The following is a 12,269-nucleotide window of genomic DNA, read 5'->3' as shown; positions in this document are numbered from 1 at the left end:
ATTAATAATGACACTTTCCACATTCCAGACCACCCATTTGTGCGGCCGTCAACTTTTCAACACCATATTTCCTAAAAGCTCGGTATGAATTTTATCGTAGTATGCGTTACCCTCAACTTTAATTTCAGTCTCACGGTGACAATTAATACACCAACCCATAGTTAAAGGAGAGAATTGATACATAATCTCCATCTCCTCTACAGGACCGTGACATTGCTGACATTCAATTCCTGCAACACTTACGTGTTGAGAGTGATTGAAATATGCAAAATCTGGCAAGTTATGAATACGCACCCATTCTACTGGCTGGCTTTCACCTGTGTATTTTTGATTTTCCTCGTCCCAACCTACAGCGGCATATAATTTCTTAATCTCTTTGTTATAATCAACACCATACTCACGCTTACCTTCCTCCAAAGTCTCATCAGCAACTTGGTAAATTGATTTATGACAGTTCATACACACATTAAGTGCAGGAATACCAGAAGTTTTAGACACACGTGCAGAAGAGTGGCAATACTTACATTCTATTTTATTATCACCAGCATGGATACGGTGCGAATAATGAATTGGCTGAATTGGCTGATAGCCTTGATCAACACCAACCTGCATCATCCAACCATATGCAAAATAAGCACTACCCAATAACAAGAAAATAACAGTTACCAAAACCAAAAATTGATTTTTAGCAAAAGCTTTCCACAAAGGCAATCGTTTTGAAGACGCTTCATCTTCCAAAACAACTCCGTTTGCCTCAGCAATTCTTCTAAGAGTTTTATTCACCAAGAACAACATCCCAACTAAAAGAGCAAAGACAAGCGCAAGAGCACCTAATATAATCTCATTAGATATACCTGCCGAAGCATCAGCTCCAGAAGCACCCGCAGCAGCTTCTGCACCAGCAGCGGCCGGAGCAGCTGTTTTTGGCGGAGCAGCCGTGTAAGCTAAAATATTATCTATATCCTCATTTGAAAATGTCGGAAAAGGAGTCATTGCCGCCTGATTGTACTCTGCGTACACCTTTTTAGCATAAGAATCTCCAGAAGCAATTAAACCTGGACTGTTTTTAATCCACTTATACAACCACTCACGATCTAAACCTTCATCGTCAGACAATCTAGTCTCTACATTAGCTAGAGCTGGACCAGTCATTTTACGATTTAAAGCGTGACAAGCAGCACAGTTTTGATTAAATAGCGCTTTCCCCTTTGCAGGATCTCCCGCCGTATCACCAGCACCAGCAGCCTCAGTAGCAGCTTCGTCTGCAGCACCGTCTTCTTGAGCAGATATAGAAACGGAAAATAACAGGAAAACAAATAGAGTTACACCTAAAACCTTAGAAATCGAATGGCGGTACGGAACCTTTTTCATATGAATCTTATTTCTATCGACATCTTGGCACGATAATTTCATTTTGAGAAATTCTTATATTGTTATTATCAGTGCTAAAATCGAAGGCAAAAATAAGCATTAGACTTTATTTTGAAAATGTTAACGGATCTATAATTCGCAATTTATAATTATTCTAAATAAAACGCGACCCTATTGAATACTTACGAATAAACTACTTTTACATAAAATATTAAAACCCAATTATTTCACTACAATGAAGACAATTTTTGTACTTAGTTTCACCATGGCGTCTTTAACATTTAGTTATGCCCAACAAGGCCAAATTAACATTGAACAAGACGAAAAGATCACAGATTTAATCGAAATATATAAGACTTCAAACGAAAGTTCGGATTATTATCGCATTCAAGTCGGCTTTGGTTCTTATAGCAAAGCACAGAATCTCCAGAATAATGTGGAACAGGATTTTCCTGACCTTCCTTCCAAAATTGATTTTGATTCCCCCACATACCGAGTAAGAGTTGGGAGATTTCAGAACAAGTTAGATGCCGAAAGAAAATTTAAAGAAGTCCGGAAAAAATATCCTGACGCCATGTTATTAAAACCAAAAAAATCGACCCGTTAAGGTCGATTTTTTGCAATTTATTATTTAATAAGCTTTCAATCTTATTCTAAACCTAGGTTTATTTAGATTTCAACTTCTTCTTAACTTCTACTTCTCTGAAGGTCTCTACAATATCTCCCTCCATTATCTCATTGAAGTTCTTCACCTGAAGACCACAATCATAACCTTTAGCTACTTCCTTAACATCATCCTTGAAACGTTTCAAAGAAGATAGCTCACCAGTGTGGACAACAACACCATCTCGTATAAGACGCATTCCTGCAGAACGGTAAATCTTACCTGTTGTAACCATACAACCAGCAATTGTACCAACTTTTGATATCTTAAAGGTTTCTCTAATCTCTGCAGTACCAGTAATCTCCTCTTTAATCTCTGGAGAAAGCATTCCCTCCATAGCATCTTTAAGATCATTAATAGCATCGTAGATAATTGAGTACATTCTGATATCAATTTCCTCTTTCTCTGCTACATCTCTAGCATTACCCATTGGCCTTACATTAAACCCAATAATAATTGCGTCAGACGCAGAAGCTAGTAGTACATCAGATTCGGTAATCGCACCAACACCTTTATGTATAATATTAACTTGAATTTCTTCTGTAGATAATTTCTGGAACGAATCGGTCAATGCTTCAACAGATCCATCAACATCACCTTTCAAGATAATGTTAAGTTCTTTAAAGTCACCTAAAGCAATTCTTCTTCCAATTTCGTCTAGAGTAATATGACGTTGAGTTCTAACTGACTGCTCACGTTGCAACTGCGAACGCTTAGTAGCAATCTGCTTAGCTTCTCTTTCATCCTCAAGTACATGAAACTTATCACCTGCCTGTGGTGCACCATCAAGACCTAAAATAGATATTGGTGTAGCCGGACCAGCTTCTTTGACTGTGTTTCCACGCTCATCCTGCATAGCCTTAACTTTCCCACTATTGGTACCCGCTAAAACGTAATCACCAATTTTAAGAGTTCCGCCTTGAACCAATATAGTAGAGACATAACCACGTCCTTTATCTAAAAATGCTTCAACAACAGTACCGTTAGCTCTCTTATCTGGATTAGATTTAAGTTCTAATAGTTCTGCTTCTAGTAATACTTTTTCAAGTAATTCTTTTACACCTTCACCTGTTTTTGCTGAAATATCCTGCGATTGTATTTTACCACCCCAGTCTTCTACCAACAAATTCATTTGTGCCAGACTATCCTTAATTTTCTCAGGATTAGCTGCCGGTCTATCAATTTTGTTTATTGCAAATACAATTGGCACACCCGCTGCTTGCGCATGACTAATTGCTTCTTTTGTCTGTGGCATGATTGAATCATCCGCAGCAATTACAATAACGGCAATATCTGTAACCTGAGCACCCCTTGCACGCATCGCGGTAAAGGCTTCGTGACCCGGTGTATCCAAAAATGTAATTTTCTGACCACCTTCTAGTGTAACCCCATAAGCACCAATGTGCTGTGTAATTCCTCCACTTTCACCTGCAATTACATTAGCTTGTCTAACATAATCCAATAACGATGTTTTACCGTGATCTACATGCCCCATTACTGTAACGATAGGAGCACGTGATTTTAAATCTTCTGGAGCATCTGCTTCAACTTCTATAGACTCTTCAAGGTCTGCTGTAACAAATTCAACTTCGAAACCAAATTCTTCCGCAACTATAGATAGAGTTTCAGCATCTAGACGTTGGTTCATCGTAACCATAATACCAAGAGACATACATGCCGAAATAATTTCGGTAGTAGAAACTTCCATCATGGTAGCAACTTCACCAACAGTTACAAATTCTGTAACCTTTAATACTTTGCTCTCTAATTCTTGCTGTTCAAGATCTTTTTCCGTTTGTTGACGGTGTTGATCTCTTTTATCTCTTCTGTATTTGGCTCCTTTACCTTTTTTAGATTTACCCTGTAATTTCTCTAAGGTCTCTCTAATCTGTTTTTGTACATCTACTTCCGTAGGCTCTACCTTAGGAGCTCCAAAACGTGAATTTCCTCCACCTGGACTTTTCCTAGCTGCCGGACCAGTACCACGAGGTCTTGGTGCATTAGGCTTGGCATTACTTCCTGGGCTACTTACTATACGTCTTCTTCTCTTCTTACGATCAGCATTAGAATCAGAACCTGCTTTAGCATCTTCTTTCTTCTTCTTAGGCTTATTGAATTGGGAAAGGTCAATTTTAGCCGTAATCTTAGGACCGGTAAGTTTCTTGTATTTGGTAGTTAAGACGCCATCATCCTTCTTCTCTTCAGAAGCTTCTTCCGTTGACCCTTCTGCTACTGGAGCAGGAGCCTCAGCTTTAACCTCCTCTACTTTCTTTGCTTCAGGAGCTTTGGCCTTTTCCTGAACGGGAGCTGGCTTAGCTTTTGGCTTCTTAACAGCATCAAGATCAATTTTTGCAATGACCTTAGGCTTTTCAACTATATTTTTTGCAGGCTTCTCTTCAACAACTGGTTGTTTCTCTTCTACCTTCTTGGGTTGCTCTACCTCTTTTGGCTTTTCAACCTCGGCGACAACCTCTTTTTCCATCTTTTCTACTTCTTCTACTTTTTCCTCAACTGGATCAGGAGTAGCAGCAACTTTAGGCTTCTTATCAGCATCAAGATCAATCTTGCCGACTGTCTTAGGACCTTGAAGTTCAACTTTGCCTACCAGAGTTTTCTCTGCCTCAGCAGCACGTTTTTCTCTAGCCGTACGTCTGTCTTCTTGCTCTTGCTCTAACTGCAATCGCAAAGCCTCTTTTTCCTTACGCTTTTCTTCACCTACTTCTTTGGAGGCGACTTTCTTGCTCTTATCGGTCTGAAATTCTCCTTGAAGTACTTCGTAAACCTTATCGGAAATCTTTGTAGTAGGTCGCGCATCGATATCATGCCCCTTTGAGGCAAGAAAATCAACCGCCCTATCCAAAGAAATATTAAACTCTTTGAGGACCTTATTAAGCCTAATTTTTGCAATGTCTGCCATAAATACTTTCTCCTAATTCTCTTTAATCCTTGTAATATACAGAACTCCAATGCGGTTTCACAATCCAACACATTAGCAGAATTTTCCGCTAAAGTATTAAAACCCATGACGAGTTCATAGCTAATCTTCTAATTCTTCTTTCAGAATACGCACAACTTCTGAAATAGTTTCCTCTTCCAAGTCGGTACGTTTTACTAAATCAGCTACATCTTGCTCTAAAATACTACGAGCTGTATCTAATCCTATTTTCTTGAATTCTTCAATAATCCAAGCATCAATTTCATCTCTAAACTCTGTCAACTCTACATCTTCCTCAACACCTTCTCTAAACACATCTATCTCATAACCAGTTAACTGACCAGCTAATCGAATATTGTGCCCACCACGACCAATAGCTTTAGAAACTTCTTCTGGTCTTAGGTAAACTTGCGCTGTCATCTTCTCGTCATTCAACTTCACAGAAGATACTCTTGCAGGACTCAACGCCCTAGTTACCATTAACTGTGGATTGGCCGTCCAATTGATAACATCAATATTTTCATTACCCAACTCACGAACTATACCGTGAATTCTAGAACCTTTCATACCTACACAGGCACCTACCGGATCAATACGGTCATCATATGAATCAACAGCAACTTTTGCTTTTTCTCCTGGTATACGCACAACCTTTTTAACTGTAATAAGACCATCGTAAACTTCTGGAATTTCTTGAAAAAACAATTGTTCCAAAAATTTAGGGGAGCTCCTAGACATAATAATCGTTGGTTTGCTACCCTTTAACTCTACACTCTCTATTACACCACGAACATTATCTCCTTTTCTAAAGAAGTCAGATGGTATCTGTCTATCTTTTGGTAAAATAATCTCATTGCCTTCATCATCTAGCAAAATAATTGCTTTATGACGAATATGATGCACCTCTGCAGTATAAATCTCACCTTCAAGCTCCTTAAAGTGCTTGTAAATGGTTGTATTGTCGTGCTCGTGAATTTTTGAAATCAAGTTTTGACGAAGTGCCAAAATAGCTCTTCTTCCCAAATCTATAAGCTTCACTTCTTCAGAAACATCTTCACCAACTTCAAAATCCGGCTCAATTTTACGTGCTTCCGTAAGCGATATCTCTTCGTTTGGTTCTTCTACCTCACCATCTTCTACAACTATACGGTTTCTCCAAATCTCTAAATCACCTTTATCAGGGTTGATAATGATGTCAAAATTGTCATCAGAACCAAATTTCTTCTTAAGAGCACTTCGGAAAACATCTTCCAAAATGGCCATTAAGGTTACTCTATCTATGTATTTGTCGTCTTTAAATTCCGAAAAAGACTCAATCAGTGCAATATTTTCCATTATGCTACTATTACCTTTAAAATTTTAAAATGACTTTTGCTTCTTTAATATCAGAAAAATTGATTTGCTCTTTTTTCTGAACTGTAACTTTCCCTTTTCCTATGGGTTTGGGTTCCCGTGCTTTCCATTCCAGCACAATACCTTCATCGTTAGTTCCGGTTAAATTTCCCTCAAACTCACCTCCTTGTGTTCTCACTGCAAGCTTTCGACCAATATTTTTTACATACTGCCTTGGCATTACTAATGGGGATGCCGCTCCTGAGGAAGTAACTTCTAACGAAAAATCATACTCCTCACTATCTAATTCATTCTCAATTGCGCGACTAATTCTCACACAATCCTGTACTGTTACCCCTTCATCACCATCCAAAACCACTCTTATGGTATTGTCCGCTAATATCGAAAAATCGATTAAAAACAACGAGCCATCTTCTTCTAGGGCATCATTTAAAAGGGCTTCAACCTTACTCTTCAACATAACATTTAGAAATAAAAAAGAGGACTAAATTGTCCCCTCATGAATACTTTTATATCCTTTCAGTCCTGCAAATATACAATTTTTTTGTTTCCCGCAATATCCGATTCACCTAAAGAGTTCTATATCATATCAATTCATATTAAATTAACTATTTAATAGTACTTTTAAATACCTCAATCAAACCAATAACTATGGAAATACTCTCATCTTACAATATGATTATTGGCGCTTCTGCCATAGTTATTATCTCATTTTGGTTCAACGGCATCTCAAAAAAGACCAATATCCCATCTGTACTTATGCTTATTGTTTTGGGCGTTGCCCTACAATTTGGCCTTAAATATGTACTGGGTACCGAAATTGATTTCGAAAAAAATCTTCGTGGCACTTTAGAGATAATAGGTACGGTTGGATTGATAATGATTGTTCTTGAAGCTGCTCTAGAGCTTGAGCTAAAACGCGAAAAACTAGTACCCATTCTTAAATCTATGGCTATTGCCCTCATTGGGCTCGTTGCCTCTGCATGGGTAGCCGCCCTTGTGCTATATCAATTTATTGACGGCATGACCATGCAGTCCGCATGGCTATACGCCACTCCCCTTTCCATATTATCGAGCGCTATAATCATACCAAGCGTAAGCAGCCTAAAGGAAGAAAAGAAGGAATTCCATATTTACGAAAGCACCTTTTCGGACATCATGGGTATTATGATGTTCTACTTCCTTACTGGAGGGCTAGACCCAGAAACTGACTCTGGACCCGTTGCTTTTGCAGGAAACATTGTCCTAACCATAGTTATTGCCATAATCGCCAGTTACGCGCTTGTTCTAATTTTCCAGAAAATTAAAAGTCAGGCCAAACAATTTTTATTAATAGCCGTACTACTTCTTTTATACGCAATCGGAAAAAAGATGCACCTCTCCTCACTTATTATAATTTTAATATTCGGTTTGGTAATTGCGAACGTAAAACTGTTCTTTCCCGGTAAGACCGCTATTTTCCTTGAAAAGGAAAAAATGCAACAAGTTTTTCACGAACTACACATCATCACACTAGAAACAGCTTTTGTTGTCCGTACTTTTTTCTTCGTAATCTTTGGGGTTACCATTGTACTCGCCTCACTTATGAGTCTTAATGTTGCTATGGTCAGCATTCTAATCATTGCATCTATTTACGTTATTCGCTTCCTTATTTTACGAATTTTCATTGGAAAAGATATTCTACCGCAAGCCTTTATAGCCCCAAGGGGTTTGATTACCATACTATTGTTCTACGCTATTCCCGCAGAAGCCGAAATTGCAGGCTTTGAATCTGGAATCCTATTGTTTGTTATTATTGCCACTAGTTTGATTATGACCTATGGGCCATGATACGGGACAAAAAGAAAATGGGAACGATGCTAGATGAGATTGATGAAGAAATTTTAGCCCGTAATGAGGCTGAAGACCAGCTTAACGAACATAACTCCGAAACTCTAGAAACAGAAACAAAGGAAGAAGTCACAAAAAACGAAGAAGACGCTTCCGGAGAGATAGAAGACACAGGCTTAGACCACAGGCCTATCTAGGGTAAAAATAAAAAACCCAATACTTTGAAGTATCGGGTTTTTAAATTTCTGTTGGCCTACTAGGACTCGAACCTAGAACGACTGTACCAAAAACAGCTGTGTTGCCAATTACACCATAGGCCATTACCGTAAATATCGCTGAAACAAGTTCAGCATTTGAGCGTGCAAATTTAAAACAAAGTTTCGTTTACACAAACATTTTTTACAACAAAAATTTAAAATCTCCACAACCCACAGATTTTCAGCATTATAAAACTCATAAAAAAATTCATTTCTATCGCACAAGACCCGCTAACAAGGTAGTAACTGCATGCAAAGCTATATTCGTCTTACAAAGAGCTTGTTAAAGGTTTATCAAAAATGACCATCCATATCTATATAAATTAGTAAATTCGCCGCATTGGTAAAACCTCATAGTACATGTTTTCAAAGAACTTCGAAAAATGGGACAATCTTCTTGGATGGTCCGTCTTTTTTATAGCCCTAATTACTTATACAATTACTGTTGAACCCACGAACAGTTTTTGGGATGCCGGTGAATACATTGCCACATCTGCAAAACTTCAGGTAGGCCACCCACCCGGAGCACCATTGCTCCAGATGATCGGTGCCTTTTTCGCTATGTTCGCAATTGAGCAAGATCAAGTGGCCCGTATGGTGAACTACGTATCAGGCGTATCAAGTGCATTCACTATTCTTTTTATGTTTTGGACGATTACCAATCTTACCCAAAAACTTATAAAAAGTAAAGATGATGTCATAACGAACAGTAAAGCTATCGCCATTTTTGGTAGCGGTATCGTTGGTTCCCTTGCATTTACATTTTCTGATAGTTTTTGGTTTAACGCAGTAGAGACAGAGGTTTACTCCACAGCTAGCCTACTCATGGCTTTATTGCTTTGGCTTGGTTTAAAATGGACCGATGATCTTGAAAATCCGAGAGGGAACAAATGGATTGTTCTTATTTCTTATGTGGTTGGACTTACTTTTGGTGTTCAGTTTATGGGCTTTTTGGCCATACCATCAATTGGATTACTTTTCTATTTTAAAAAATATAAAACAACAACCGTAAAAAACTTTCTACTTGCAAACATTGCCGTAATTGCGGTATTAATGTTGGTTTACAAATTCTCTTTAACCTATGTTTTAAACCTTTTTGGTTGGGCAGAAGTCTTCTTTATAAATAATATTGGTCTCCCATTTAACTCAGGAACCATAATTATGGGGCTCATATTTATAGCCGCATTCTATTTTGGATTAAACTACACCCGTAAGAATAATTTTAAAATAGCAAACACCATTGTTCTTTGTTTGATGTTTCTATTCTTAGGGTTCTCATCTTGGATGATGCTTCCTATTCGTGCAAATGCAAGAGTGGTCATCAACGAAAATAACCCAGAAGATGCACGTGCTTTATTAGCCTATTACAATCGCGAACAATACCCAGGTGTTGACAGTCCTTTTTATGGAACTTACTACTCCAATACATTTGGAGCAGGGGGCGAAGACAAGGATGAGGCCCCTAAATACGAAAAAGACGAAAAAACAGGTAAATACGTAATCGTAAATTATTACAAAGGCGCTGTTCCCGGAGATGACCCTAAACATATTGGCTTTCTTCCACGTATGTGGAGCGGTCAAAATGCTGAAAATTACATGCGTTATTTTGGGCCATTAGATTTTAAGATGACCCAATCTAATGAAGAGCTAAGAAAAGCGGTATCCCAAGTAAAAGATGGTTTTGCCAATGGCGAAATAGATGCTGAACAATATATTAGCTTCCTAAGAAGGTTTAGTGATTATATTGAAGTACAGCCACCATCAGTTTGGCAAAACGTAAAATACATGGTACAATTTCAGTTTGGATACATGTACTGGCGTTATTTTATGTGGAATTTTACCGGAAAAAATAATGACGTTCAAGGCCGATACAACGGAAACGGAGAATGGCTCAGCGGAATTGACTTAGTTGACAGCCCCCGTTTAGGAAGTCAAGATAACCTACCCGATGAAGTCAAGAACAACAAAGCCAGAAATACGTATTTCTTTTTACCCCTAATCCTGGGTATTGTGGGCATCTTGTTCCAAATAAGCAAAAACCCAAAACAGTTTTGGGTGCTTTTAATATTCTTTTTATTCACCGGTCTTGCTATACAGTTCTACACTAATCCATATATCTTTCAGCCCCGTGAACGAGACTATTCACTTGTAGGTTCTTTTTATATATTTGGAATATGGATAGGCCTTGGGGTCTATGGTCTTTTTGACGAGCTCAAAAAATATCTCACTCCAAAAATACTTGCGCCTGCCGTAACTATAATCTGCCTGTTGGCCGTTCCTACGGTAATGGCAATACAGAATTGGGACGACCATGATAGATCTAATCGTTTTACCGCTAATTCATCGGCAAAAGCGTACTTAGATTCTTGTCAAGAAGATGCTGGGGCCATACTCTTTACTATTGGAGATAACGATACCTTCCCGCTTTGGTATGCTCAAGAAATTGAAGGTTACCGGACAGATGTGCGTATTATTTGTACCAGCCTTTTTGAAACTGATTGGTATATTGACCAGATGAAGAGAAAGGCCTACGAAAGTGAAGCTATTCCTTCACAAATTGCACATGATAAATACCGTTGGGGATCTCGGGATGTACTATACTTCCAAACCGTAGATCCGCTTTTTAACAAAAAAATATCGGAAAGCCGTTGGTCTATTCAAGACTTCATAAAGTGGGTAGACAGTGATAATCCACAAACTAAATTGAAATACATTTTAGAAAGGCAAGAGAATATTGATTTAGATGCGTATTCTGAAAGTAGTCAAAACATTGTTTATTACCCTACGAACTTACTTCGTATACCGGTAAACAAAAAGAACGTTCTAGAAAGTGGACTGGTAAAAGAGAAGGATTCAGCATTAATCGTTGACTATATAGATATTGATTTACCTAAAAGTGCGATTACCAAAAAGAGTATGATGATGCTAGACATCATAGCTAATAACGATTGGAAACGCCCTATTTATTTTTCTGGCGGTAGCTTTGATGATGCCGAATTTATTTGGATGAAAGACTATTTACAACTAGACGGAATGGCCTACAAATTAGTACCGATTAAGACAGAACGAAGAAATTCTTTCGAAATGGGACGTATAGATTCTGACCTTATGTACGAAGTGGTCACCAATTGGGATTGGGGCAACTCCGGCGAAGACATCTACCATGATCCGCAAACTCGTATTCAAGGGCTGTCTTACCGTAGTAACTTAGCTAGACTACTTGAGCAACTACTGAAAGAAGATGACATAGAGAGAGCTAAGAACATCATAGACATCTCTATTAAAAACCTTCCTGTAGAAGATTTTGGATACTATACGTTTGTTGAACCTTTTGTAGATGGTTATTACAAAGTTGGTGAAACCACCAAAGCAAGAGAACTTTTTGGCAAATTGAAATATATTTACCAAGATCGTCTGGATTACTACTCAGGTATACCTTTGGAAGAGCAGTATGAGAAAATAGATGAAATCATAGCCGATATGGAAGGATATAGAAGAAATATAGATATCCTAATAGGCAATAATGATCGCGATATGGCCGAAAAAGAAACCTTGATATTCAATGAATATATAGACAAGTTTCAGCATTTCTATAAAGATAATATGCTAAAAGAAGACGATATGGAGCCTAGTCAGAATCCGGATTTAGAAGATGGTGTTTCTATTTCAGATACCACTGCGATAGATGCAGCAACTACAGAGGAAAAGACATTGGACACGGCTCTAGTGCCCAGTGCCAATTAAGTTCATCGCATTTAAGCGAACCAAAAAAACGCCGCTACATATTGAATGTAGCGGCGTTTTTTTTATTTTAATATGAAGAGGATAAAATTACCCTGAGACTTCATGAGAAAAAATA

Annotated in this window: 7 protein-coding genes, 1 tRNA gene and 1 pseudogene; 4 read left to right on the top strand and 5 right to left on the bottom strand. The window is 38.1% G+C overall.

All coding sequences use genetic code 11. The annotated features are described in order from the left end of the window. Position 1 precedes the first annotated feature (1 nt). Positions 2–1,371: pseudogene (locus Q5W13_RS11755) on the bottom strand (c-type cytochrome). Between the two features lie 235 nt (positions 1,372–1,606). Between Q5W13_RS11755 and Q5W13_RS11750 the strand changes: the two are divergent. Continuing rightward, positions 1,607–1,978 carry an SPOR domain-containing protein gene (locus Q5W13_RS11750; RefSeq protein WP_155594813.1) on the top strand — a complete coding sequence of 124 codons (372 nt, stop codon included), beginning with the start codon at positions 1,607–1,609 and terminating at the stop codon, positions 1,976–1,978. 58 nt (positions 1,979–2,036) lie between these two features. Here the strand turns inward: Q5W13_RS11750 and infB are convergent, their stop codons facing one another. The 3 genes from infB to rimP form a co-directional block, all read right to left on the bottom strand. Then, positions 2,037–4,952 (bottom strand): translation initiation factor IF-2, encoded by a 2,916-nt coding sequence (gene infB / locus Q5W13_RS11745; RefSeq protein ID WP_304446418.1) that lies wholly within the window; start codon positions 4,950–4,952, stop codon positions 2,037–2,039. Positions 4,953–5,072: 120 nt separating this feature from the next. Further along, entirely contained in the window at positions 5,073–6,305 is a 1,233-nt protein-coding gene (nusA, locus tag Q5W13_RS11740; protein ID WP_155594815.1) for a transcription termination factor NusA, read from the bottom strand. A gap of 16 nt (positions 6,306–6,321) precedes the next feature. Continuing rightward, a complete protein-coding gene (gene rimP, locus Q5W13_RS11735; RefSeq protein ID WP_304446417.1) occupies positions 6,322–6,783 on the bottom strand; it encodes a ribosome assembly cofactor RimP in 462 nt (153 codons plus the stop codon). Between the two features lie 191 nt (positions 6,784–6,974). On the opposite strand from rimP, the gene Q5W13_RS11730 reads away from it, so the two are divergent. Together Q5W13_RS11730 and Q5W13_RS11725 are read left to right on the top strand one after the other, a co-directional pair. Further along, a complete protein-coding gene (locus Q5W13_RS11730; RefSeq protein WP_304446416.1) occupies positions 6,975–8,153 on the top strand; it encodes a cation:proton antiporter domain-containing protein in 1,179 nt (392 codons plus the stop codon). Continuing rightward, the gene (locus tag Q5W13_RS11725; RefSeq protein WP_304446415.1) at positions 8,150–8,350 is read left to right on the top strand and encodes a hypothetical protein; all 201 of its coding nucleotides are present in this window, start codon (positions 8,150–8,152) and stop codon (positions 8,348–8,350) included. The genes Q5W13_RS11730 and Q5W13_RS11725 overlap by 4 nt, the downstream gene beginning before the upstream one ends. Positions 8,351–8,401: 51 nt before the next feature. On the opposite strand, the gene Q5W13_RS11720 is transcribed toward Q5W13_RS11725, so the two are convergent. Then, positions 8,402–8,473 (bottom strand) — tRNA-Gln (locus Q5W13_RS11720). Between the two features lie 297 nt (positions 8,474–8,770). Between Q5W13_RS11720 and Q5W13_RS11715 the strand changes: the two genes are divergently transcribed. Continuing rightward, on the top strand, positions 8,771–12,154 hold the full coding sequence (locus Q5W13_RS11715) for a glycosyltransferase family 117 protein (protein ID WP_304446414.1): 3,384 nt from the start codon (positions 8,771–8,773) through the stop codon (positions 12,152–12,154). Positions 12,155–12,269: the final 115 nt, after the last annotated feature.

The sequence above is a fragment of the Zobellia laminariae genome (genome assembly GCF_030553095.1).
In the GTDB taxonomy this organism is placed as follows: Bacteria; Bacteroidota; Bacteroidia; order Flavobacteriales; family Flavobacteriaceae; genus Zobellia; species Zobellia laminariae.
The sequence above is the reverse complement of the archived record's forward strand: the minus strand, read 5'-3'. Positions and strand labels throughout refer to the sequence as shown.

Excerpts from the sequence above, each read along its gene's own strand:
- Q5W13_RS11725 (WP_304446415.1), top strand. The coding sequence starts at position 8,150 with ATGATACGGGACAAAAAGAAAATGGGAACGATGCTAGATGAGATTGAT.
- Q5W13_RS11730 (WP_304446416.1), top strand. The coding sequence starts at position 6,975 with ATGGAAATACTCTCATCTTACAATATGATTATTGGCGCTTCTGCCATA.
- Q5W13_RS11750 (WP_155594813.1), top strand. The coding sequence starts at position 1,607 with ATGAAGACAATTTTTGTACTTAGTTTCACCATGGCGTCTTTAACATTT.
- Q5W13_RS11715 (WP_304446414.1), top strand. The coding sequence starts at position 8,771 with ATGTTTTCAAAGAACTTCGAAAAATGGGACAATCTTCTTGGATGGTCC.
- rimP (WP_304446417.1), bottom strand. The coding sequence starts at position 6,783 with ATGTTGAAGAGTAAGGTTGAAGCCCTTTTAAATGATGCCCTAGAAGAA.
- nusA (WP_155594815.1), bottom strand. The coding sequence starts at position 6,305 with ATGGAAAATATTGCACTGATTGAGTCTTTTTCGGAATTTAAAGACGAC.
- infB (WP_304446418.1), bottom strand. The coding sequence starts at position 4,952 with ATGGCAGACATTGCAAAAATTAGGCTTAATAAGGTCCTCAAAGAGTTT.